The sequence below is a fragment of the Chryseobacterium sp. 7 genome (assembly GCF_003663845.1).
Taxonomy (GTDB): domain Bacteria; phylum Bacteroidota; class Bacteroidia; order Flavobacteriales; family Weeksellaceae; genus Chryseobacterium.
In genome coordinates this window covers 3,459,106-3,480,348 of sequence record NZ_RCCA01000001.1, presented here as the reverse complement: position 1 = coordinate 3,480,348, position 21,243 = coordinate 3,459,106, and the positions used below count along the sequence as shown (strand labels likewise).

Here is a 21,243-nt window from a genome sequence, read left to right as displayed (position 1 = left end):
ATAGAGTTCTTACTTTAATGCAATTTTTAGTCCCATTTCTTCTTTCATGTGCAGCAAAACCTCTGCATTCCTTTAGCTCATTGGAAATCGTTTTTAACAGGACGAAGATATTGAAATAAGTTGAAGGATGGAAGCGGGAAGAAGGAAGCTGGAAGTTGTTTTTTGCTGTAAAGAACTTCTGTGTTTTTTAATTTAACTTCTGTTTTAAAAAATGTTCCTATCAAAAAACTTCAGAAGTTCATCGTCTGACAAAACTTCCATCTTCCAGCTCCCATCTTCCAGCCTTATATTAGTTCAAAAAAGCCCCTTCTTCCGATTTTTATTTTAGTTTGAGGGATCAGTTCCATTTCTTGATCAGAGTTCATTATTTTGATGGTATTGATCTGAATTCCTCCACTCTCAATTAATCTTCGTATGGCTGATTTGCTGAGGTCACTTTTAAGCTGATGACACAGTTCAACCAGAGAAATTTTATTTTCAATGCTTTTCAATGAACCAATGGCTACAGGTTCATACACTTTCTCTTCAAAATTTTTATTCTGAAACTGGTTGATAAAAAACTGTTCCGCATTTTCAGCCGAAGTGGAGTTGTGGTATTGGCTGATGATATTTTTAGCAATGAGCTTTTTAATATTCATAGGATTTTCACCCTCTTTTATTCTGGAAAGAATTCCTGCTTTTTCTTCTACAGAAAAATTTGTGGTGAGATTAATAAATTCTTCAATCAAAGCATCGGGAATAGACATTGTTTTTCCAAACATTTCATTGGGCTCATCGGTCAGTCCGATAATATTGTTCAGGGATTTGCTCATTTTTTCCTTTCCGTCAAGGCCTTTCAGCAATGGCATACACATCACAATCTGAGCAGGCATCTGATGTACTTCCTGAAGCTGTCTTCCCATTGTGCAGTTGAATAGCTGATCTGTACCTCCCATTTCAATATCACAGGCTATTTTTACAGAATCAAAACCCTGAAGAATCGGGTATACAAGTTCGTGCATGGCAATAGGAGTATTTTCTGTAAACCTTTTATTAAAATCATTGCGATGCATTAATTGGGCAACGGTCACTTTTGAAAGCAGCTGAATCACCTCAGAAAAATCCAAACCGTCCAGCCAGTCAGAATTGAAAACAATTTTCGTCTTCTGTATATCAATTACCTTAGAGAGCTGATTGATATATGTTTGAGCATTATGCTGAACATCCTCAGCACTCAACGGCTTTCTTGCTTTATTTTTTCCGGTGGGGTCGCCAATTCTTGCGGTAAAGCTTCCTACGACAATAATGATCTGATGGCCCAGGTCCTGAAACTGTTTCAGTTTTTTTAAGACTACGGCATGTCCCAGATGCAGATCCGGAGCGGTAGGATCAAATCCCAGCTTGATGTAAAGTTTTCTGTTTTCCTTTTCGGCCTGAGCCAGTTTTTCTTCCAGACCGTTTTCCGGCAGGATGATAGCCACATTTTCTTGTAATGGATGAATCATGTTGAATAGTTTTAAAATGAAAAAAGCCCGGACAGGTACTGTCCGGGCTCTATATATACGTTAGATTATTTTATTGGATTACAGATATAGAAAGTCTTCCCGAACGATAGCCCGGTGCATAATATTCACTGAAGAATGGAAGACGTAATATGCTGTTCAGATGTTTCATTGTGATCAATAGACAGGAATTTCCTGAGGAGCCAATATCTAAACCATTAAGATGCATTGCAGGGTTATAACAAGATTTGTTTTTAAGAAAAAACTTAACCATCCATCAATCTTAATGGCTTAAAATAATGGTTCAAAACAATTTTACTTGCGATTTTTGAAGCTAATTTCATGCCACAAATCCCTTAAAAGCAAAATACAGGGGAAAGATATATAAACCTTATTTTATTATTTTTTTCTTGGTCACTTGATAAGAAGTCAGTAAAATCGGGCTGAAGCTTCGTTTTATAACAATTGTTTTTCACAGTAAAAAATTAATAGTTGAGTACCTGTTCAGAGTATAAATTTTTAATCTGACCTTTCCAGATTTCCAGATTTTCGGGAGAAGCTTTATCTGCTTTGTCAAAAAATAAATGTCTGATGATTTCCAGCCCTGAATAGATAAAAATGCCATTATCGGAAGTGAGCGTAAGAGCTTTATCCATTCCTGTTTTTTCATATTCTTCATGAGATTTTCCATGAGTATTGATGATAACGGTTTTTTTACCTTTCAGAAGCCCTTTCTGTATGCCCTGATCATAACGGTAGGCAAAGCCATAACTGAATACACGGTCTATATAGCCTTTCATCATAGCAGGAAGCCCGGTCCACCAGATTGGGTAGATAAAAGTAATCTGTTCTGCCCATGAAATATGCTCCTGTTCAGTTTTCACATCATCAGATAATTTCCCCTGAAATTGTCCCTGCATATCTTGCAAAGAAAAGACAGGATTGAAACCGATTTTATAAAGATCTCTTACCACAGTCTCTTGATTTTGGGAATGAAGCGTTTCAACAACAGTGTTTAAAAGGGTATGATTTAAACTGTTTTCGTTGGGGTGCACGTAAATGATTAAATGTCTCATTGTTTTGATTGTTAAGATTAATGAGACAAAATTAGCGCAGTGTACTTCTCAAAAATTGTAAGAAAACGAAATGAGTTATTTGGACTTTGGATTACAGATTTCCTGTTGGAATTTTAAATACTGAGCCGGAGAGATGTTAATAAAATGCTTGAAATCATGGATAAGCTGGCTTTGATCGTAGTAACCACATTCATCAATGATAGTAAACCATTTGACCTGATTTTGTTTTTCGGTTTCTTTTTCAATGAGTTGGATAGCTTTTAAAAAACGGTTGTAGCGGGTAAGCTCTTTTAAGGAATATCCAAACTGTTCTTTCTGTTTTCGCTGTATGTTTCTTTCCGTCTGCTGAGTCTGTTCTGCAATGACTTTAACAGGATTTAAAAGATCATTCTCAAAACTGCTCAAAAGCTTGCTGGTCATATCCCGATCCTGCAGATAAGGTTTACAGAATTCAAGAATGTGATCTACCTGCTCTGTGGCTGAAGTTAATTGAGTAAGTTGATGCCAAAGCTCCGTAAAACAGTTTTCTTCCAGCAGTTTATCTGGATGTCTTACCGACTGTTCAATAGATATTTTTCCAAAAAACCTGAAAAATGCATCATCTTTGAAATTGGCAACCAGAATAGAACAGTCAGTAGGAAGGGTATATTCAAAAGCTTGTCTCACTGGCCCGAATACCATACATTTATCAATATCTATGATTGTTTTTTCCCGTGTAGACATCATGGCACTTTCTCCGAAACAAAATAACAGGATAGTCTGATACGTAGGTAAAAGTGTTTTGGTAACTGATGTTTCAGAAGAATTTTCAGCAAAATAAAAATGAGTAAATACATTTTCAAATTCCTGTGGAACTGAAATTCTGTATTCATGATATTCTGAATGTAATTCCATAAGCCTGAAATTAGGAGATGAGGTGTTTTACCATTTTATAATTGACCATAGAAGTTCCTTTCACATTGACAGTCTGCTCCTGAACAACCTGAAAGCCTTTCTTTTCAAAAAATATTTTGGCTGTTTTGCTTACATCAGCGGTAAGTTCTTTCTCATGATGGAGTAGAGCTTCTTGTTCAATCTTTTGGTAGAGCATTGTTGCAATACCTCTATGCTGGTAATCTTTGTGTACAAAAAGCAGATCAATATAATTTCCCTGATCGAGCGTACAGAAGCCCACTATTTTATTTTCGATGACAGCGGTTAAAACATATTGGTCTCTGATTACCTTTATCCATCTTCCTTCATTCTCTGCGCCGGATTTCCAGGCTTGGAGCTGTTGAAGATCGTAGTCTTTTTTACATACTTCATCTATTGTTGCTGTAAAAAGCTGCAACATTTCCGGAAGATCATCACTGATGCCTTTTCTGATGATGATATGATTATCTGATGTAATGTTGTTCATAAAGCTTTTGCTGCTCTTTATTGAGAAGCGGATAAAAAAGATTCATTTGCAGCAGTGTATAATGTTGAACCGCTTCTTCCTGATTAAGTTTCAAAATAAGCCTGTTGTGCGTAAGCCAGTTGTCAGCAATAATGAAAACCTGCTCCACAAGCCCTTCTATAATAAAATGAGGAACATCTTTCTGAAATATATGGTTCTTCTGAAGACCGGAAAAAATCAGCTGAAATTCTTCTTTCCTGCTGAAATTGATTCCTTCATATTTAGATTCGATGTCAGGATTCTGATTCAGAATATCTATAAAATTGATGAATATAAAACGGAAAGAATAAAAAATTTCGCACGTAGAATAAGTAAACCTGTAAAGGTCTTCCAGCGTTTTATTCTCCTTTTTTTTCATCTTATTCAGCAGCTCATCCATTTTTAAGGTAAGCTCTGAGAAAAGAACCTTAACGATGTCTTCCGAATGTTTGAAGTGATAATGCAGATTTCCCGCACTCATATGAAGTTCAGCCGCAATATGCCTTGTGGTAATATTGTTATATCCTTTGTCATTAAATAATTCCAGTGCTTTTGACAGAATTTTATTCTTGGTCTTCATAATCCAAAGATAAGAATATCAACGTGGATATAAATCATATTTTTCAAATTAGAACAATTGTTCTAATTTGATATATTTGTAGTCTCAAATTTTATGATAATGGAAGGTAAACAGAAATCCAATTATGAATCGGCAGAGGGTACAGCTAAAGAAAACAAAACAGATCCTCAGGAAGTTATATCAAAAGTTCTTCAGGTTATTATCGGAATAATAATGGCTGTATTGCATATGTAATGAAAAAAAGAATTTCATTTTGGTTCCTATTGGGACTTGCGGTTTGGGGGCTTATTATTCTTTTGAGAAGAAACGGAATTGTTATTCCCGTTATCAATGATTATTTTACGGATTGTATTACAGTACCCATGTATTGCTGTCTTATAGAATATATCATGAATGAGGTTTTTGGCTATCAGTGGAAACCTGATTTGAAGTTTGTATTGACCTCTGTGTTGTATCTGTCTTTTTTATTTGAAGTAATTTGTCCAAAGCTGTCGGCTTGTTTCACCGGAGACTTTTTGGATGTGTTGGCTTATTTTGCAGGAGGATTGGGATACTATTTTTTTGCAGTAAAGCAGATTCATAAAAAAGCCAGCAGCTTCACATCGTAAAATGGAGACTGCCGACTATGTTATAGTTTTTATCCTGGTTCAATACTTATTCTTACTGCATTTTCAGCAGCAGTTTTCTTTTGGTTATGTATAGAAGACAATTATTGAATGCAGGATGTTACATGGGAAGCAAGAAATTATTCCTGCTCAAGCTTAATGATAGAACCTTTGTAAAACTTAGTCAGGTCATACAGATCTGTAAAATAGTGCTGAAGATCAGGAATTAAGGCAGTATCAAAATTCTTCAGATTACATTGGTTTTCTGCCAGAAGATATAAAGATTGGTTATCCGGCTTCAGATATTCACAAAGGATATTATCCGGATGCTGCTCCCTGTTGATCATTTCTGTCAGAAATATTGCGTAGATCAGAAATTGGTTGAAATTTTTGGAATCAACAATATAATTCATGTCCTGCTTCTGGAGTTTTTCATAATCCGACAGAATCTGAAGAAAGTTCTCGGCATGAAGGGTACTCGGAATTTCATAAAAAAGGTCAATACCATTGATAAAAAGCTGTGTTTTGGTTTCCTCGTGATCTGAAGAATACACTTGATGGAACCACTGGAAAATAAGCAAAAGTTCTTCCTGAGTGAGTTCTTCAACGGAATCTTTTACTTTTTCTTTAATGGTTTCAAGTGTTTTTTGCGCTTCAGGCTGAAGAAATTTCAGAATATTTTCTTCTTCACGGCTGAGCTTATTGTACAAATTAATTTTGGCAACAGTTGGATTGGTCTTGATGAAATAAAGTTCTTCCGCCATAGTTATTTACCAAATCAGATTTCAAATGGTTATTTAAATATACAAAATATGCGTCAACCGCATTAAAAAATTTAATATGCATTGAATGGTATGGCTATTTTACCGTTTCATGAAGTGCAATTCTGTTTCCCTCCGAGTCTTCCAATTCTGCTACAGCAAAACCTTATTTTTCGTCTGTTCTTTTAGGATAAAGAACAGAACCTCCATATTGAACAGCTTTTTCCAATGTTTGGTCAATATTTTCAGTTTTAAAATAAATAATGACACCATCTTTTGAAGGTTTGTAAACCTCTCCTTTGGCCAATGCTCCTGTGATACCACTGTTTTTTTCTTCAAAAGGAAACAAAGCCATCTCATAACCGTCTATGATTTCTTTATCAAAACTAAAGTTGAAAACAGCAGAATAAAACTTTTCAGCACGTTCCAAATCATTCACAGGAATTTCAAAATAGACGACAGGATTGGTAGAACTCATATTTTTTGCAGGATTAGGTTTTTCTGACTGACTGCAAGATACACCTATTAGTAATAAAAATATGAAAAAGCAGGGCAGTGGTTTGATGATCAGGTTATTTCTTTCTCAATCTAAAATAAAGTTTTTATCTCAATTTAAAAAATAGATAGACTTATCTATTTTTTATTTACATTTGTGAAAATTTTTTATGATGAAAAAAGAAAAAGTACGCGAAAGAATTATCAGGGTTGCTTCAGATCTGTTTTACAAACAAGGATATAATTCTACGGGAATCAATCAGATTATTGCTGAAGCTGATATTGCTATTGGTTCTTTGTACAATCACTTTTCATCTAAAAATGATCTTCTTCAGGCCTATCTTGTCAAAGAAGAACTGGATTGGTTTGATGGGTTTGAAAAAAGTACTTCTAAAATTTCAAACCCGAGAGAAAAACTTCTGGGGCTTATTGATTACAGAAAAAAACTGCAGCAGACTTCAAAGTTTGCAGGATGCCACTTCATTAAAATTGTCTCCGAAATAGGAGAGGGTAATTCTTCTGTCTCAGCTTTTGCTAAACAGCATAAAGAAAAGCAAAAAGAGATGATTAGAACACTCGTTAATGAATATGCAGTTCAAGTGCAGAAGACAGATTCTGATTTAATAGCAGAAAATATTTTTCTGTTAATAGAAGGAGCAGTTGTTACATCCACGATCAATAGACAAAATGATGCTTTTGACCAGGTGAAAAAAATTGTTCAGGGTTTATTGCCTTAACTTTTTTTGATACATGAAAAATAGATATATCTATATAAAAATGAAACATAAGTATTTGAAACTATTGGTGATATTGTTGGGTCAGTTGTTGACGATCATGGATATTTTTATCATCAATGTGTCCATCCCTTCCATACAGCGTGATCTTCATGCTTCAAACGGAGAAATGCAGTTTATGATTGCAGCTTACCTCATTGGATTTGCCTCTTTACTGATTACAGGAGGGCGATTGGGTGATCTGTACGGGAGAAAAAAGATCTATATGATTGGATTGATTGCTTTTATGATAAGCTCGATTGCCTGTGGATTTTCTGTAGGAGCAGGACAGCTGGTTATTTCAAGGTTTGTGCAGGGGATAAGCGCTGCGATGATGGCCCCTCAGGTATTGTCTATGATACATATTCTTTTTTCGGATCATCAGGAACGCACCAAAGCAATGGGCTGGTACGGAATTACGATTGGAATAGGAACTGTTTTAGGGCAGTTTCTCGGAGGTTATTTTTCATCTCTGACGATAATGGAAGAGCCCTGGAGACTTATTTTTCTGATGAATATTCCTATATGTCTAGCTGCAGCATTCTTTACACTGAAAATATTGGATGAATCCAAACTTTCTGTGAAACAGTCATTTGATATTATGGGTGTTTTGATTCTTTCCGCAGGATTGTTCTGTACCACCTATGCATTAACAATGTATGAGCATGAAGGGGTTCATTTCAAAAATGTTTCATTGATGATTGTTTCTGTCGGAATTTTGTTCACATTTATAAAAAATCAAAAGAAAAGAATCCAAAATAAACGAGCTTATCTTATTGATTTTGAATTGTTCAGTTATAAAAATTTTAATCTCGGAATCATCGCGGTTTCTTTCTTTTTTATCATGCTGGACTCTTATTTTTATATCCTATCTCTCTTTTTTCAGAATGGTTTAAAGATGATCCCGTTAGCAGCTGGAGAAATTATTGTTTTTCAGGGACTAGGCTTTATTTTGGCTTCTGTTATTTCAGTCAAACCGATTCTGAAATATGGCAAAAAAGCCCTGATAACAGGACTTTTGTTTATTATTGTGGTTCTTATTCTTCAACTGTTTTTGTTCAGGGTGGAGATGAGCTTTCCGGTTTTTTGTCTGCTGTTATTTTTGCATGGACTGGGAATAGGGGCCGTCATCCCATCGCTGGCTAATATTGCGCTTTCAGGAATGCCTGAAAAATTGATTGGGAATGCCTCCGGAGTTTATAATACTTTTCAGCAGGTTGCCGCTATTGTCGGAATTGTTGCTGTAGGAAGTGTTTTCTATTATTTTCTTGGAACAAAACCTGCTTTGCAACAATATCATAATGCCTTCTCTGTTACTTTACTGATCAATATTTTCTGTTTGATTTTTGTAATGATCTGTATTTTTAAAATTCCGGATCATGTTCTTCCTGAAATGAGACATAAAAAATAAATACTGCTTTTATGGTTTCCTTGATGAGACTTTAATTTCATTTAAAGTTGCTTTCGCAAGCATTTTGGTCACTTCAGTAGGAGAGTGGCAGTCACAGTTGCTGAGTCCAATCACATAAATATCTTCATCAGGAATGTAAACACCCATGCTTTTAAATCCAAATACGCTTCCTCCATGTTCGCGGTCAGGAATTCCATTGAGATCCTTTAAATGCCATCCGTAGCCGTAAGTAAATTCTTCACCGTTATTCAGTTTATATTTCTGAAAAGCTTTTTGAGTTTCCTTTGAATTTAACAATAGATTTTGATTCAAAGCCTGCTGCCATTTCAGCATATCATCTGCGGTCGACATCAGAGAACCGGAAGAAAATGGAACACTAAAGCTGATAATCGTTTTATTCACAAATCCCTGTTCTTTTTTATGATATCCGTAAGCTCTTTGAGGGATAACTTTTCTGTCGGAAGCGTAATAAGAATGACGCATTCCAGCTTTGTCAAAAATATTTTTCTTAATAAAATCTTCATAAGTGCTTCTGGAAGCCAGTTCTATGATATATCCTAAAATAACATAGCCGGAATTGTTATAGTCAAATTTCTCTCCCGGAGCGAAATCTACAGGTTCGTTTTTGAAAAAATTCACCATTTCTTCGGGTTTCATCTCTTTTTGAGTGATAGAGGAGAGTGATTTTATTTTTGTAAAATCTTTTATTCCTGATGTATGCGTCAGAAGATGATGAATAGTAATTTGATCTCCATTGGGATAATCTTTGATGTATTTGGAAATGGGATCATTAACATTGAGTTTTCCTTCCTGCTCCAGCATCAAAATCGCTACGGCAGTAAACTGTTTGGTCATTGATCCGATTTGGAAAACATTACCCGATGTCATATTGACGTTGAGCTCAAGGTTCGCTTTCCCGAATGCTTTCTGGTACAGCTTCTTTCCGTGTTGAGTGATCAGAAAAACGCCGCCAGGCTCATTTGTATTCCCGAATTCAGTCTGGATAATGCTGTCCATTTTCTTTTCATATCCTTTTAATTGTACCTGTGCATCCATTGTATTGCTTAATAATGGTAACAGAGTAAAAGCGGTGATCAGTTTTTTTGAAATCATATCTATGTAATTTGTTATGCAAAGATATGATTTATTTATATTACTATGTTATGCAATATAGTGCGTGAGATTTTTATTTTTAAAAAGAAGTAGTTATGAGTTTCTAAGAAACTATCCCTGTCAAGTTTAACACCTTGACAAGGATAAAAAATTGAACATTTAAAAACAAAAGCTGAATGTAAAACATCCGACCTTGTATCCATTCTTGATTGGAAAATATTCTAATTGGCTTCCGTATATTTCTTGAAATTATCAAGAATAGCCTGCCAGCCTCCTTTCTGCATTTCTTCAGGATTCTGGTTTTCCGGATCAAAATCTACATCTACATTAGTTTGACCGGTATTTTCTTTAAAGTCAACCTGCACCTGTCTTCCGTCCGGCATGGTGTACCTAAAGTTTTCACCATCTTTTATTTCATCATAAACTGCTTCAAAATCGAAACCGAAACTTCCGTCTTTAGCTTCCATTCTTGCAGAGTATTTTCCACCTACTTTCATATCATTGGAGGCAGAAGGGCACTGCCATGAAGGGTCGGCAAAGTTCCATTGAGTGATGTGTTCAGGATTCGTATAATAGCTCCATACTTTTTTTGCATCTGCATTAATGGTAGCAGAAACTGTGATTTTGTGGCTCATTTTTATGGGTTTAATGTTAATAATAATTCGTCAAGTTTTTCCAGTGTGGCCATCATTCCCTGTTCCATACCCATTTCTATAATAGTTTCAAGATCGGTTAAGGATTGATAAGAAACAATGATTTCTACAAGGGTGTTTTCATTTTTATCCGTGAAAGTGACTGCCCATTCAGCCTGGGGAAGGGCAGCATTAATTTCTCCTTGCTCATTACAAAATGCATCGCTGGAAGTATAAGAATCAATAGGGTTGATCTTGTGGTAACCGATCCATCCCCAATATTCTTTTCCATCTGGTTCTACCATGGCATAGTGCCAGTGGCCGCCTTCACGGAATTCCATTGATTTTGTTTTTGTTGTCAGTGGCTTTGGGGCAAACCAACGGTCAAGAAGTTCACTCTTTGTGTAACAGTCCCAAACTAATGGTCGGTTGGCCATAAACTCACGTCTGATTGTTAAAGTGTTCTTTTCCTTATCTGCAAGGAAATCGAACTGAAGATGATGTTTCATAATAGTATTTTATAGTTTGTTTTGGTTAAATGATAGAGTTTATTTCTGCTGGCTTTTTAATGTTGCCAGTAAAGTGTCAAGCTGTTCAAAACGGCTTTCCCAAATCTTTCTGAATTGTTCCAGCCAATGATCTATTTCTTTCATTTTATCAATTTCTAAAAAGTAATAAATTTCTCTTCCCTGGTGATTTTGGATTACCAATTCGCACTCAGTCAGAATTTTCAGATGTTTTGAAACGGCCTGTCTGGTGGTATCAAAGTGCTCTGCTATGGCATTTGGAGTCATTGCCTGTACTGCGATCAGTGTAATAATAGCCCTGCGTGTGGGATCTGCTATAGCCTGGAAAATATCTCTTCTCATCATCAATAATTTTTAAATGAAACCATATGGTTGCAAATATATGCGCAACTTTTCGGTTTCGCAAATATTTTTGATAAAATTTATAAATCAAATATTTTAAAAATAATAGATGGTGTTTATTAATTGATTTTAAATCAGTTGTTTGTGGTTGATTGGAATAAGCTTTATCTTTTGTTTTCCCGCATTGCTTTTATCAGCCTGTCATTTCTTTTATCGGCTCTTGCATTATTTAAAGAAAGTACGGCCCAAATGGCAGCAGGAAGCCATCCGATCAAGGTGATTTGTAAGATTAGGCAGACAATTCCTGTAAGAACTTTTCCTCGGACCATGAAAGATAAGAAGGGCAGTAATATGGCTAATAACATGATTTTAGGTTTTAATTGAATAAATTTTAACGGGACTGCGGATCAAAATAAGCTTTAAAAGTAAGAGGATCTTCTGTTTTATCCTCAGCTTCTTCAAGGTATTCCAGATAGTCTTCCTGATGTTTCTCCATATAAACAAGCACAATAGCGAGATTTACAAAAAGATTTTTGTCTTTGGAGCCAAAATACAATGCCTTTTTTAAATACTCCAGAGCCATTTCATTTTCTCCCATATCAGAATAAATAGCACCAATATTGATTAAAGCTGAAGTATTTTCAGGTTCAATAAGTAAAACTTCCTCTAATTCTTTCACTAAAAGCTCGTTCAAAGTGTCCCAATGGTCTTCATTTTCCCATCTTTTAGCCTGAAGTTTTTTTACGTTTTCTAATCTTAATGTTATACTACTCATTATTTAAAATTACAGAATGAATGCTTAATGTGCAAATTTAGCTTTTTACTCTTTAAGTCCATCCAGTATTGCAGCTTTCAGTATTTCAATGTTGATATCTTTCAATGCTTTGAATTTAATACAATATCCCGTTACACTGGCTTTACCCATCTTCTCACCGTAAGTTTTTGAAAGGTAAGTTTTATCACTGATATTCATAACATAGATGGAAATCCCTGTTGTATTGGCACTCATTCCGATCTGGTAAAATTCTCTGGTTTTTCCGCCTGCATATTGTATGGTATAAGATCCATATCCGATGTTGGGATTGGAAACGGTTTTATTTTCGCTGTTTTTACCATCGAGAAACCACAGCTGGCATTCCGGCATAAGAATCAGAATGATGTTGTGGAGTTCCTGCATATCATTACGCTTTGTTTCAGGCTGGCTGTTGATATAGTCCTGGATTTGTTCTTGGATGGTCATGTAGAATTTGAGGTTGTTAGACGACTAATTTACAAAATTTAGTGAAGCATAATATGCGTAATCACAAAACAAAAAAGAACAGCAACTGCTGTTCTTTTTATATTGTATTTTCTTATTGGTTATCCAAATGCTCTTTTCAGCAAGCTTTCCACTTTCGGTTCACTACCTCTGAAATTCTTGTAAAGCTCCATTGGATCTTTTGTTCCTCCCGAAGAAAGCAATACTTTATATTTGGCTGCAATCTCAGGATTGAAGATGCCGTTTTCTTTGAAATATTGGAAAGCATCAGCATCCAGAACTTCTGCCCATTTGTAAGAATAATATCCTGCGGAATATCCCCCCTGGAAAATGTGTGAGAAACTTGGGCTCATTGCCGTTTCCGAGTTGGAAGGATAAAGAGTGGTTGCTTTGGTGTATTTATCCTCAAATTCTTTTACACTCTCGTTCTCCAGTTCTGCCACTTTTGTATGATAGTTCATGTCCAAAAGTCCAAAACCTAGTTGTCTTAAAGTCTGATACCCTTCCATGAAGTTTTTAGACTGCTCTATTTTTTCAATTTTTTCGTCTGGAAGGACTTCACCTGTTTTATAATGCTTTGCAAATGTTTTTAAGAATTCCGGTTCATAACAGAAATTTTCCAGAAACTGTGATGGAAGTTCCACAAAATCCCATTTTACGGAAGTTCCCGAAAGGCTAGGATATTGAGTATCGGCCATCATTCCGTGAAGGGCATGCCCAAATTCGTGGAATAAAGTAGTCACTTCCTGGAATGTCAGTAAGCTAGGCGCGTCTTTTGTAGGTTTGCTGAAATTGCAGACAATTGAAATATGCGGACGGGAATTTTCGCCGTTTTGCTTGTATTGGTTTTTGTAGCTGGTCATCCATGCTCCGGCTCTTTTCCCTTTTCTTGGGAAATAATCAACGTATAAAAGAGATTTATAAGTCCCGTTTTCTTTTACTTCGTATACTTTTACATCTTCATGGTATTTTGGAATGTCGTTTCTTTCCTCAAAAGTCAGTCCGAAAAGTTGTCCAGCCAACCCAAAAACAGCATCCTGTACCTGATTTAATGGGAAATAAGGTTTTAATTCTTCATCGTTAAGATCAAATTTAGCCTTACGAAGTTTTTCAGCATAAAAAGCGTGGTCATAGCCTTGCATTTCTTGAATTCCGTCGGCTTTTGCCAAAGCTTTTAATTCATCAATTTCTTTATCAGCATAAGGTTTCGCTTTGGTTAAAAGTTCATTTAAAAAATCTAAAACCTTTACCGGGGACTTAGCCATTCTTTCTTCCAGTACGAAATCTGCATAGTTTTTATATCCGAGAAGTTCTGCTTTCTGCTGCTTTAAATTCAAAAGCTCTTTAATTAAATTTTGATTGTCAAATTCTCCACCATCGAATGACTTTTTACCATTGGCTAAAGCCAGTTCCTTTCTCAGTTCACGGTTTTCAGCATAGGTCATGAAAGGAATATAGCTTGGATATTGTAACGTTACTACCCAGTCTTCAAGATTTCTTTCTTTAGCTTCCTCAGCATATTGATCGATGATGGCTTCAGGAATTCCTGCAAGATCCTCTTTACTGGTAATATGCTTAAAATAAGCATTTGTAGAGGCCAGTACATTTTGTCCGAACTGTAAAGATTTTAAAGAAAGATCCATACTGATTTTCTTTAGTTTTTCTTTGTCTTCCTCATTCAGCAGAGCTCCGCTTCTTACAAAACCTTTGTAGGTCTCATTCAAAAGCATTTCCTGCTCTTCATTAAGATTATATTTTTCCTTTTCATCATATACTTTTTTGATTTTGTTGAAAAGGGCTTTATTTTGAGAAATTTTTGAAGAATATTCTGTTAAGATCGGAGAAACTTCCTGTGCAATCTGCTGAATTTCGTCACTGGTCTCTGCAGAATTTAAATTGAAAAAAATATTAGAAACCACATCCAGCTGTTCCCCGGAATATGCCAAAGCTTCAATTACATTTTCGAAAGTAGGGGCATCAGGATTGTTGACAATGGCATCAATTTCTGCTTCAGATTTTTGAATCAAATCCTGAAATGCAGGAAGATAATCTTCATTTTTAATACTGTTGAACGGTGCCGAATGATATGGAGTGCTAAATTTTTCTGTTAAAATATTCATTTTTTGATCTTTTTATAATAAGGTAAATGTAAGGATTCATTGGGAATCCCAGCTGAAACGGTCAAAAATAATGCCTCACTGACAAGTTATGACAAAAATACCTTATCTTTAATTAATCTTGTCATATGGAAAGAGGGAGTGATGTGGGAATATTTAATTTTGAAAACGGATTTTAAAATCATTATTAAAATAAATAACCTTAAATATACAGATTATGAAAACACTCTTAAAAATTATTGGTACTATTATCGTACTGATTCTTATCTATGCTGTTATTGCCATGCTGGCTTTCAGTAAAGATTACCACTATGAAAAATCGGTTATCATTAATGCTCCAAAGGAAAAAGTATGGGCTTATACAGGTAACTTAAAAGGATACAATCAATGGGATCCTTTTTCTAAAGCTGATAAAAACATTGTAATTACGTATTCGGGAGAAGGAGATAAGTTAGGTGATTCTTATCATTGGAAAGGAGATAAAAATGTAGGTGAAGGTGAGCAGTCTATTACAGAGCTGGTACCTAATCAGAAAATGGGAACAAAACTTCACTTTATAGAACCTTTTGAAGGAGATATGAAAGCCAATTTCATTCTGACTCCTGAAGGAAGCGGTACTAAAGTGACCTGGATGATAGATAATGAGCTGTCTCCAATGATGAAGATTATGAAACCGCTGATGAACGAAAATATGGATAAGATGTTTAGCCAGGGCCTTGGTGATCTGAAGAAACTCGCTGAAAAATAAAATGGAAGCCTTGTAAAATCTACAAGGCTTTTTTATTACAATTCTTTTTTACCGATCTCGCTAATCAAGTTGTAATTAGTCATCGTTATTTTATGTTAAGCCGAAGAAATATTATTCTAAAAATATTATCTTTATATAAAGAATAGCATAAAGAATAGATTGTATGGAGAAGATTGTATTTGAAAAAAGTGACATCAGAGACTTTGTAAAAACTACCATCGCAGAGAAAATTGAAAAACTTAAAAACTTTATTGAATTTACTCAGGAAGCCAGCCGGGACATCAAAAAAACTCCGAAATATGACAGCATGAGAGAAGAGATGCAGGAGGAGATTTACCAGATGCAGCGGCAGCTGGGGGCTTTGAATGATCTTAAAAGAAATATGGCAAAAGTACTGAATACAGCTACAGAAAAAGTGCAGCTTGGTTCTCTGGTTATCACGAACAAAGCCAGATTTTATATATCTGTGTCATTAGGGGAGTTTTTTTTTGAGGGAGACAGGTTCTACGCCATCTCTCCCGAAAGTCCTATGGCCAAAAAAATGATGGGGATGAAGCCTGGCGATGAATTTACCCTGAACCAAATCCATCAGAAGATTATAGAGGTTTTGTAAAAGTAAAAAGTAATTTTGATAAGCTTTTAATATTTCTATTATCCCACTAAACATTAAACTTCCTTCATTCCGCTTCCTGCATCCATCTTTTTCGTAATTTTGTTGTATGAATAATGCATCCATTTTAAAAGAAATTATAGAGCAAAGAAGAAGTATTTTCCCAAAAGATTATACAGACACAGAGATATCTCAGGAAGTTGTAGAGGAAATTGTAAACTCTGCTACATTTGCTCCTAATCATAAACGTACTAAACCTTGGCGTTTCAAAATATTCAAAGGAGAAGAAAAAGCAAAGCTGGCATCAGAAATGCAGGCAATCTATAAAGCAACAACTCCCGAACAACTTTTCTTGGAAAAAAAATATGCAGATATCGGTTTTAAAATTAACAAAGCCAATGCTGTGGTTTCCATCGTAGTCAATTTCAGCGGAATGGTTCCTGAATGGGAAGAAATAGCTGCTACTTCAATGGCAGTTCAGAATATGTATCTTACCTGCACTGCAAATAACATTGGATGTTACTGGAGCTCTCCCAAGATAGTAGATGAGCTGAAAGACTCTCTTACTATCGAAGAAAACCAGAAATGTCTGGGGCTTTTCTATATGGGGATGGTATAATGAAGAATATTTACAGAAATTATAATGAAGAAGATTTGCATGCTGCTTATCTTCATATGACTGATCATACCGGTAAGGTTAATGATGAACTGCGTAAAGCTATCAGTCAGCAATTCAATTATGATGAATTTGTAAAAGCCGCAGAATACAGGAAAATTTTAGTTAAAGAGAAAGGGAGAATCTCATTTGAGGTACACAAAAAGGTACAGAAGGGAGAAAAGATAGATACTATTCTTGAAAGTATCTCTTCGGAAATGATCGAGGGCAGTGATTTGAAAGTTTTTATTCTGGATAAATTTGATCAGTTTTCAAAAGTGAAAGAAAATGATCAGATAGACGGAAAAATAATTTTAAAAAGTTTTTTAGGATTTATAGTGGCTTCTGTTACAGGCCTTCTTTTTTTAAAGGCTGTGATGACATCTACCGGAGAATTTTCATTTTTTCTGCTGGTACCTGTTTATATTATCAACTATCTGGTGATCTATGGGATTACAGGAAGGACGCGGGATAATTTTGTTGTTTTTATGGCTGTTTTAATTTCCGTAATTATTTCAACAATATTCTCTTTTGCATTCCTTGGTTAAAAAAAATAATTTGAATTTATAAAACTTTTTACCTTAAGCTTTTTACTTCAAACTTTTTTACTATCTTTGCACTCTTAAATATTTAACTGGGACGAGTTCCCGTAAAATTCAAACATTATGTCAGTAAAAATCAGATTACAAAGACACGGTAAAAAAGGAAAACCTTTTTTCCACATCGTGGTTGCAGATTCTAGAGCTAGAAGAGATGGTAGATTCATCGAAAAACTAGGAACTTACAACCCAATTACTAACCCGGCAACTATCGAATTGAACGTTGATTCTGCTGTACAGTGGTTAAACAACGGTGCTCAGCCTACTGATACTGCTAGAGCTATTCTATCTTACAAAGGTGCTCTTTACAAAAAACACTTACAAGGTGGTGTAGCTAAAGGTGCTTTTGACGAAGCTGAAGCTGAAAAAAGATTCAATGCTTGGGTAGAAGCTAAAGATTCTAAAGTACAAGGTAAAGTAGAAGGTTTAGCAACTGCTAAAGCTGATGCTAAGAAAGCTGCTTTAGAAGCTGAAGTAAAAGTAAACGAAGCTAGAGTTGCTGCTGCTGCACAAGCTGAAGCTGATGCTAAGGCTGCTGAAGAAGCTGCTAACGCACCTGCTGAAGAAGTTGTTGCTGAAGCTACAGAAGGAGAAGCTCCTGCTGCAGAAACTGAAGAAAACACTGAAGCTTAAGAACAAACCCCTGTTATGCGTAAAGAAGATTGCTATTTTTTAGGTAAAATCACACGCAGACACGGACTTGCGGGTAACGTAATCCTTAAACTGGATACCGATCAACCCGAGCTTTACAATAAATTGGAATCAATATTCGTTGAAATCAACGGATTATTGGTTCCATTTTTTATTGAAAAATCATCATGGAGTAAACTTGATGCTCTGAATCTTGCATTCAAAAACTCTTCTGAGGCTATGGTAGACCAGGTATTGGGTAAAAGTGTTTACCTTCCGCTTGCTTCTTTACCTAAACTTTCAGGAAAACAATTCTACTACCACGAAATCATCGGATTTGAAATCTTAGATCAACATGATAACAACTGTGGTGTGATCAGATCTGTAAATGATCAGACGGCACAAGTGTATTTCATTACCAATCTGGATGGAAAAGAAGTGGTAATTCCTATGATCAAAGACTGGATTCTGGAAATTGACAGGGAAGAAAGAACAATCAAAATGGAACTTCCTGAAGGTCTTATTGATGTGTTTTTGGTTCCATCTAAGAAAGACGAATAGCTTTCAATAAGCAATAAGCTATTCTTTCTCACTTTTTTACATTACTGATTATTCATTACTTATTACCCATATTTAAGGCGGGTAAAAGATAATCCTGTACTATTTTTTCAGATTGCTGGTGTGCATAAGGTTTGTTGTAAGCTTGTGCAGTAATCACTATGACAACTGGTATTTCGGTGAAAATAATGATTTTGTTTCCCCCATTTCCACTGGATTGGAAAGCTTCATAACGGTTGTTTCCCACTATGTAAACCTTTCTCCAGAATAAATATCCATATCCTTCAAAATCAGGATTATCTGTGAAATAATTGGTGAAAGATTTCTTAATCCAATCTTTGGTCAATATAGTTTTTCCATCCCATGTCCCATGATTTTTATATAACTGTCCGAATTTTGCAAAATCAATTACCCTCATCCGTAATCCTCCTGCCAGGGAAGGCTTTTGCTGTGGTGTAAACTGCCATTTATAATTAGTGATTCCAAGAGGTTGAAATAACTTCTTATCAGCATATTTTTCCAAACCTTGTGGAACTTTTTTATCTAAAATATCTCCTGTTAATACAACTCCGGCAGTGAAATAACTCCAGTTTTTTCCTATTGTATTCTCTGTCATGGGCAGATCTAATATAAACTTGATCCAGTTTTCAGTCGGATACATATTTTCTTCATTTCCGGGAGATTCATAATTTTCATCGTTTCCGTCGAATCCTGAGCTCATTGTCAATAAGCTTTTTATCGTGACATTGTCTTTTTGAGAAGCATAATTTTTAAAGGGTTTCAGGTCATAAAATTCCTTCAGATTTTGGTTTTCACTCTTTAAATATCCATCTTTGATCGCGATTCCGGTTAAAGCTGAAGAAAAAGACTTTCCTACTGAACGGGTGTCCTGCAAGGAGTCTCTTCCGGATCCGTTGAAATATTCTTCAAGAAGTAATTTTCCTTCCTTTATAATGACTATTCCGGTTATATTTTTGAACCTGTTTTCTGCAATTTTCTTATTCAGATTTCTGATGGTTTCTGTATTGATTTTTTCTTGAGAAACCTTCCATCCGCTATTAGATTGAATGGGTTGAAGTGCAATTTGCTGCTCCGGAATATTTTGAGAAGAAACAGTAAGATTAATTTGTCCTTCTGCGATAACAGATCCTGTTTTGATCGTGGAAGTATTAAGATAAGGCCGGATTTCAATTTTCAAAATGTGATTTCCAGCTGTAAGCGCATCAATTCCGTTATGAGCCATATAAAAACGCATCCATAAATACCTTCCCCATGAATCTTCATTTTTACTGCTGAGAAGAGGAATCTGTAATGTCGTTTTGAATTTTTTTTGATCCGAAGTGCCCGCTCCCGTATTGAGGTTTTCTTTATAGATCAGCTTTCCGTCTACATAAAATGAGAATTGATAATTTCCTTTTTTAAGCAATTCATCAGCAGTCCAGCTGGGTTCAAGCTGATGAAGATAGTTGACAAGAGAATTGTCAAAGAAAGCATGAATCCCCAGATCTCCATTTTCCTGAAACACCAATGAGCTGAGAAAGTCTGAATCTTTCAAATTTTCCAACGCTGTATTTTGGGTAAGAAAAACGATTTTCCCAGAGTATTTTTTCTGAATTGGATTCTCAATTTTCTCGACATCGATTATATTTTTACTTTGCCCCTGATAAAAATAAAATGAGAAAATAAAGATCAATAATAGGATAGGTTTCATTTTAAAAAGTATTTAAGCAAAAATAATGAACTTCCTTATGGCAAAATAGAATGAAATTAACATTTCTAATGTATTATTAATCTCTACAGAGTTTAATTAAATAGCTTTCTGAATTCTCCCGGAGACTGACTGGTTTTCTGTTTAAAGAGTTTACTGAAAGATTGTGGATGTTCGAATCCTAGTTCATAAGCAATTTCGCTTACAGATAAACTCGTGGTGCTCAAACGTTCTTTGGCAGAATCAATGAGTTTATTCTGAATATGCTGCTGTGTGTTTTGCTGGGTATGAAGCCGTAAAAGTGTTCCCAGATAATTGGGAGAAATATTCATCTGTTCGGCGATAGTTTTTACCGATGGAATACCTTTTTCAAGAAGATTTCCACTTTCAAAATATTGGGAAAGGATGTCCTCAAATTTATACAGCAATTCGTGACTAGACTTCTTTCTGGTAAAAAACTGACGTTCATAAAAACGGTCAGAGTAAACCAGTAATAGTTCAATCTGGGCAATGATCAGCTCCTGCGTGAATCTATCAGTGTTGGTCTGATATTCACGTTCAATATTTTTAAAAATATCAACAAGAATTTTCTCTTCTTTATCAGAAAGGAAAAGTGCCTCTTTAACCTGATAACTGAAAAAATCATAGGATTTTATCTTTCGGGTTAATGAAGTATTCCACAGAAAATCAGGGTGAATCAGCAATAAAAATCCGGTAGGTTCTACTTCAACATCAGGATTGATTTCGAGACTTAAATATTGCTGTGGTGAAACAAAGCATAGCACTCCTGAATCAAAATCATACTGCTGCTGCCCGTAATTGAACTTTGGAGTGACATTCTTTTTCAAACCAATTGAATAAAAATTCTGAATCCATTTCAGTTCCTCATTGTCTACAACATAACGGACTTTACTGTAGTCTATCACGCTGATCAACGGATGTTCAGGATTAGGAAGACCACAAAAAACATGAAAATCTGAAATAGAGTTAAAATGAACAGGCTGTTTCATAAGAGCTAAATTAGTTATTTTTACAAAAAGGATAACATATTGATTCAAAAAGTCTTCGACTCTGATCAGGCAGACTTGCTCTAAAATTTTACGTTCAAATGATTCAAACGAATGGTTTAGTGCCAACCTGAGCGGAG

28 protein-coding genes are annotated in these 21,243 nt (G+C 35.4%); 10 read left to right on the top strand and 18 right to left on the bottom strand.

Annotated features, from left to right (window positions below):
• Positions 1-284: 284 nt before the first annotated feature.
• The 6 genes from tyrS to CLU97_RS15915 form a co-directional block, all read right to left on the bottom strand.
• The gene (gene tyrS, locus CLU97_RS15935; RefSeq protein ID WP_121488807.1) at positions 285-1,484 is read right to left on the bottom strand and encodes a tyrosine--tRNA ligase; all 1,200 of its coding nucleotides are present in this window, start codon (positions 1,482-1,484) and stop codon (positions 285-287) included.
• 70 nt (positions 1,485-1,554) lie between these two features.
• Complete coding sequence (locus tag CLU97_RS23485; protein WP_147436496.1) at positions 1,555-1,755, bottom strand: hypothetical protein; 201 nt, start codon at positions 1,753-1,755, stop codon at positions 1,555-1,557.
• A gap of 211 nt (positions 1,756-1,966) precedes the next feature.
• Complete coding sequence (locus tag CLU97_RS15930; protein WP_121488806.1) at positions 1,967-2,557, bottom strand: NAD(P)H-dependent oxidoreductase; 591 nt, start codon at positions 2,555-2,557, stop codon at positions 1,967-1,969.
• A 75-nt stretch (positions 2,558-2,632) separates the two neighbouring features.
• Entirely contained in the window at positions 2,633-3,451 is an 819-nt protein-coding gene (locus tag CLU97_RS15925; protein WP_121488805.1) for a helix-turn-helix domain-containing protein, read from the bottom strand.
• Positions 3,452-3,461: 10 nt separating this feature from the next.
• The gene (locus tag CLU97_RS15920) at positions 3,462-3,956 is read right to left on the bottom strand and encodes a GNAT family N-acetyltransferase (protein WP_121488804.1); all 495 of its coding nucleotides are present in this window, start codon (positions 3,954-3,956) and stop codon (positions 3,462-3,464) included.
• Positions 3,934-4,554: a TetR/AcrR family transcriptional regulator gene (locus CLU97_RS15915; protein ID WP_121488803.1), complete on the bottom strand. Its 621-nt coding sequence runs from the start codon at positions 4,552-4,554 to the stop codon at positions 3,934-3,936. The genes CLU97_RS15920 and CLU97_RS15915 overlap by 23 nt, the downstream gene beginning before the upstream one ends.
• A gap of 99 nt (positions 4,555-4,653) precedes the next feature.
• Here CLU97_RS15915 and CLU97_RS24220 point away from each other — a divergent pair, with 99 nt between their 5' ends.
• Both CLU97_RS24220 and CLU97_RS15910 read left to right on the top strand, forming a co-directional pair.
• Entirely contained in the window at positions 4,654-4,788 is a 135-nt protein-coding gene (locus CLU97_RS24220) for a hypothetical protein (RefSeq protein ID WP_262690341.1), read from the top strand.
• The gene (locus CLU97_RS15910; RefSeq protein WP_121488802.1) at positions 4,788-5,162 is read left to right on the top strand and encodes a hypothetical protein; all 375 of its coding nucleotides are present in this window, start codon (positions 4,788-4,790) and stop codon (positions 5,160-5,162) included. The genes CLU97_RS24220 and CLU97_RS15910 overlap by 1 nt, the downstream gene beginning before the upstream one ends.
• A 137-nt stretch (positions 5,163-5,299) precedes the next feature.
• Here CLU97_RS15910 and CLU97_RS15905 read toward each other — a convergent pair whose 3' ends face one another.
• Both CLU97_RS15905 and CLU97_RS15900 read right to left on the bottom strand, forming a co-directional pair.
• Positions 5,300-5,923 (bottom strand): hypothetical protein, encoded by a 624-nt coding sequence (locus tag CLU97_RS15905; protein WP_121488801.1) that lies wholly within the window; start codon positions 5,921-5,923, stop codon positions 5,300-5,302.
• Between the two features lie 163 nt (positions 5,924-6,086).
• The gene (locus CLU97_RS15900) at positions 6,087-6,398 is read right to left on the bottom strand and encodes a VOC family protein (RefSeq protein WP_228437741.1); all 312 of its coding nucleotides are present in this window, start codon (positions 6,396-6,398) and stop codon (positions 6,087-6,089) included.
• Between the two features lie 187 nt (positions 6,399-6,585).
• Here CLU97_RS15900 and CLU97_RS15895 point away from each other — a divergent pair, with 187 nt between their 5' ends.
• Together CLU97_RS15895 and CLU97_RS15890 are read left to right on the top strand one after the other, a co-directional pair.
• The gene (locus CLU97_RS15895) at positions 6,586-7,152 is read left to right on the top strand and encodes a TetR/AcrR family transcriptional regulator (RefSeq protein WP_228437739.1); all 567 of its coding nucleotides are present in this window, start codon (positions 6,586-6,588) and stop codon (positions 7,150-7,152) included.
• A gap of 40 nt (positions 7,153-7,192) precedes the next feature.
• Positions 7,193-8,599 carry an MFS transporter gene (locus tag CLU97_RS15890; protein ID WP_121489766.1) on the top strand — a complete coding sequence of 469 codons (1,407 nt, stop codon included), beginning with the start codon at positions 7,193-7,195 and terminating at the stop codon, positions 8,597-8,599.
• Between the two features lie 9 nt (positions 8,600-8,608).
• Here the strand turns inward: CLU97_RS15890 and CLU97_RS15885 are convergent, their stop codons facing one another.
• From CLU97_RS15885 to CLU97_RS15850, 8 genes are all read right to left on the bottom strand, one after another.
• Positions 8,609-9,712, bottom strand: a complete 1,104-nt coding sequence (locus CLU97_RS15885; RefSeq protein ID WP_121488800.1) for a serine hydrolase domain-containing protein — start codon at positions 9,710-9,712, stop codon at positions 8,609-8,611.
• Positions 9,713-9,933: 221 nt separating this feature from the next.
• The gene (locus CLU97_RS15880) at positions 9,934-10,347 is read right to left on the bottom strand and encodes an SRPBCC family protein (RefSeq protein WP_121488799.1); all 414 of its coding nucleotides are present in this window, start codon (positions 10,345-10,347) and stop codon (positions 9,934-9,936) included.
• 2 nt (positions 10,348-10,349) lie between these two features.
• Positions 10,350-10,853, bottom strand: a complete 504-nt coding sequence (locus CLU97_RS15875; RefSeq protein WP_121488798.1) for an SRPBCC domain-containing protein — start codon at positions 10,851-10,853, stop codon at positions 10,350-10,352.
• Positions 10,854-10,892: 39 nt separating this feature from the next.
• Positions 10,893-11,213, bottom strand: a complete 321-nt coding sequence (locus CLU97_RS15870) for an ArsR/SmtB family transcription factor (RefSeq protein WP_121488797.1) — start codon at positions 11,211-11,213, stop codon at positions 10,893-10,895.
• A gap of 164 nt (positions 11,214-11,377) precedes the next feature.
• On the bottom strand, positions 11,378-11,578 hold the full coding sequence (locus CLU97_RS15865) for a YqaE/Pmp3 family membrane protein (protein WP_228402547.1): 201 nt from the start codon (positions 11,576-11,578) through the stop codon (positions 11,378-11,380).
• A gap of 26 nt (positions 11,579-11,604) precedes the next feature.
• Positions 11,605-11,988, bottom strand: a complete 384-nt coding sequence (locus CLU97_RS15860) for a tetratricopeptide repeat protein (RefSeq protein ID WP_121488796.1) — start codon at positions 11,986-11,988, stop codon at positions 11,605-11,607.
• A gap of 45 nt (positions 11,989-12,033) precedes the next feature.
• Positions 12,034-12,453 (bottom strand): DUF1801 domain-containing protein, encoded by a 420-nt coding sequence (locus CLU97_RS15855; protein ID WP_121488795.1) that lies wholly within the window; start codon positions 12,451-12,453, stop codon positions 12,034-12,036.
• 119 nt (positions 12,454-12,572) lie between these two features.
• The gene (locus CLU97_RS15850) at positions 12,573-14,591 is read right to left on the bottom strand and encodes a M3 family metallopeptidase (RefSeq protein WP_121488794.1); all 2,019 of its coding nucleotides are present in this window, start codon (positions 14,589-14,591) and stop codon (positions 12,573-12,575) included.
• Positions 14,592-14,805: 214 nt separating this feature from the next.
• Between CLU97_RS15850 and CLU97_RS15845 the strand changes: the two genes are divergently transcribed.
• The 6 genes from CLU97_RS15845 (at position 14,806) to rimM (ending at position 18,391) form a co-directional block, all read left to right on the top strand.
• Entirely contained in the window at positions 14,806-15,336 is a 531-nt protein-coding gene (locus tag CLU97_RS15845) for an SRPBCC family protein (protein WP_121488793.1), read from the top strand.
• Positions 15,337-15,499: 163 nt separating this feature from the next.
• Positions 15,500-15,949 (top strand): hypothetical protein, encoded by a 450-nt coding sequence (locus tag CLU97_RS15840; RefSeq protein WP_121488792.1) that lies wholly within the window; start codon positions 15,500-15,502, stop codon positions 15,947-15,949.
• 106 nt (positions 15,950-16,055) lie between these two features.
• The gene (locus tag CLU97_RS15835) at positions 16,056-16,565 is read left to right on the top strand and encodes a nitroreductase (RefSeq protein ID WP_121488791.1); all 510 of its coding nucleotides are present in this window, start codon (positions 16,056-16,058) and stop codon (positions 16,563-16,565) included.
• On the top strand, positions 16,565-17,149 hold the full coding sequence (locus tag CLU97_RS15830) for a hypothetical protein (RefSeq protein ID WP_121488790.1): 585 nt from the start codon (positions 16,565-16,567) through the stop codon (positions 17,147-17,149). Before CLU97_RS15835 ends, CLU97_RS15830 begins: the two co-directional genes overlap by 1 nt.
• 117 nt (positions 17,150-17,266) lie before the next feature.
• Positions 17,267-17,833: a 30S ribosomal protein S16 gene (locus CLU97_RS15825; RefSeq protein ID WP_034698991.1), complete on the top strand. Its 567-nt coding sequence runs from the start codon at positions 17,267-17,269 to the stop codon at positions 17,831-17,833.
• 15 nt (positions 17,834-17,848) lie between these two features.
• Positions 17,849-18,391, top strand: a complete 543-nt coding sequence (gene rimM / locus CLU97_RS15820) for a ribosome maturation factor RimM (RefSeq protein ID WP_121488789.1) — start codon at positions 17,849-17,851, stop codon at positions 18,389-18,391.
• A 55-nt stretch (positions 18,392-18,446) separates the two neighbouring features.
• Here rimM and CLU97_RS15815 read toward each other — a convergent pair whose 3' ends face one another.
• The gene (locus tag CLU97_RS15815) at positions 18,447-20,099 is read right to left on the bottom strand and encodes a serine hydrolase domain-containing protein (protein WP_121488788.1); all 1,653 of its coding nucleotides are present in this window, start codon (positions 20,097-20,099) and stop codon (positions 18,447-18,449) included.
• A 92-nt stretch (positions 20,100-20,191) separates the two neighbouring features.
• Complete coding sequence (locus tag CLU97_RS15810; RefSeq protein ID WP_121488787.1) at positions 20,192-21,106, bottom strand: helix-turn-helix domain-containing protein; 915 nt, start codon at positions 21,104-21,106, stop codon at positions 20,192-20,194.
• Positions 21,107-21,243 lie beyond the last annotated feature (137 nt).

Coding starts and splice junctions, on each gene's coding strand:
- tyrS (WP_121488807.1), bottom strand. CDS start 1,484: ATGATTCATCCATTACAAGAAAATGTGGCTATCATCCTGCCGGAAAAC.
- CLU97_RS23485 (WP_147436496.1), bottom strand. CDS start 1,755: ATGGTTAAGTTTTTTCTTAAAAACAAATCTTGTTATAACCCTGCAATG.
- CLU97_RS15930 (WP_121488806.1), bottom strand. CDS start 2,557: ATGAGACATTTAATCATTTACGTGCACCCCAACGAAAACAGTTTAAAT.
- CLU97_RS15925 (WP_121488805.1), bottom strand. CDS start 3,451: ATGGAATTACATTCAGAATATCATGAATACAGAATTTCAGTTCCACAG.
- CLU97_RS15920 (WP_121488804.1), bottom strand. CDS start 3,956: ATGAACAACATTACATCAGATAATCATATCATCATCAGAAAAGGCATC.
- CLU97_RS15915 (WP_121488803.1), bottom strand. CDS start 4,554: ATGAAGACCAAGAATAAAATTCTGTCAAAAGCACTGGAATTATTTAAT.
- CLU97_RS24220 (WP_262690341.1), top strand. CDS start 4,654: ATGGAAGGTAAACAGAAATCCAATTATGAATCGGCAGAGGGTACAGCT.
- CLU97_RS15910 (WP_121488802.1), top strand. CDS start 4,788: ATGAAAAAAAGAATTTCATTTTGGTTCCTATTGGGACTTGCGGTTTGG.
- CLU97_RS15905 (WP_121488801.1), bottom strand. CDS start 5,923: ATGGCGGAAGAACTTTATTTCATCAAGACCAATCCAACTGTTGCCAAA.
- CLU97_RS15900 (WP_228437741.1), bottom strand. CDS start 6,398: ATGAGTTCTACCAATCCTGTCGTCTATTTTGAAATTCCTGTGAATGAT.
- CLU97_RS15895 (WP_228437739.1), top strand. CDS start 6,586: ATGATGAAAAAAGAAAAAGTACGCGAAAGAATTATCAGGGTTGCTTCA.
- CLU97_RS15890 (WP_121489766.1), top strand. CDS start 7,193: ATGAAACATAAGTATTTGAAACTATTGGTGATATTGTTGGGTCAGTTG.
- CLU97_RS15885 (WP_121488800.1), bottom strand. CDS start 9,712: ATGATTTCAAAAAAACTGATCACCGCTTTTACTCTGTTACCATTATTA.
- CLU97_RS15880 (WP_121488799.1), bottom strand. CDS start 10,347: ATGAGCCACAAAATCACAGTTTCTGCTACCATTAATGCAGATGCAAAA.
- CLU97_RS15875 (WP_121488798.1), bottom strand. CDS start 10,853: ATGAAACATCATCTTCAGTTCGATTTCCTTGCAGATAAGGAAAAGAAC.
- CLU97_RS15870 (WP_121488797.1), bottom strand. CDS start 11,213: ATGAGAAGAGATATTTTCCAGGCTATAGCAGATCCCACACGCAGGGCT.
- CLU97_RS15865 (WP_228402547.1), bottom strand. CDS start 11,578: ATGTTATTAGCCATATTACTGCCCTTCTTATCTTTCATGGTCCGAGGA.
- CLU97_RS15860 (WP_121488796.1), bottom strand. CDS start 11,988: ATGAGTAGTATAACATTAAGATTAGAAAACGTAAAAAAACTTCAGGCT.
- CLU97_RS15855 (WP_121488795.1), bottom strand. CDS start 12,453: ATGACCATCCAAGAACAAATCCAGGACTATATCAACAGCCAGCCTGAA.
- CLU97_RS15850 (WP_121488794.1), bottom strand. CDS start 14,591: ATGAATATTTTAACAGAAAAATTTAGCACTCCATATCATTCGGCACCG.
- CLU97_RS15845 (WP_121488793.1), top strand. CDS start 14,806: ATGAAAACACTCTTAAAAATTATTGGTACTATTATCGTACTGATTCTT.
- CLU97_RS15840 (WP_121488792.1), top strand. CDS start 15,500: ATGGAGAAGATTGTATTTGAAAAAAGTGACATCAGAGACTTTGTAAAA.
- CLU97_RS15835 (WP_121488791.1), top strand. CDS start 16,056: ATGAATAATGCATCCATTTTAAAAGAAATTATAGAGCAAAGAAGAAGT.
- CLU97_RS15830 (WP_121488790.1), top strand. CDS start 16,565: ATGAAGAATATTTACAGAAATTATAATGAAGAAGATTTGCATGCTGCT.
- CLU97_RS15825 (WP_034698991.1), top strand. CDS start 17,267: ATGTCAGTAAAAATCAGATTACAAAGACACGGTAAAAAAGGAAAACCT.
- rimM (WP_121488789.1), top strand. CDS start 17,849: ATGCGTAAAGAAGATTGCTATTTTTTAGGTAAAATCACACGCAGACAC.
- CLU97_RS15815 (WP_121488788.1), bottom strand. CDS start 20,099: ATGAAACCTATCCTATTATTGATCTTTATTTTCTCATTTTATTTTTAT.
- CLU97_RS15810 (WP_121488787.1), bottom strand. CDS start 21,106: ATGAAACAGCCTGTTCATTTTAACTCTATTTCAGATTTTCATGTTTTT.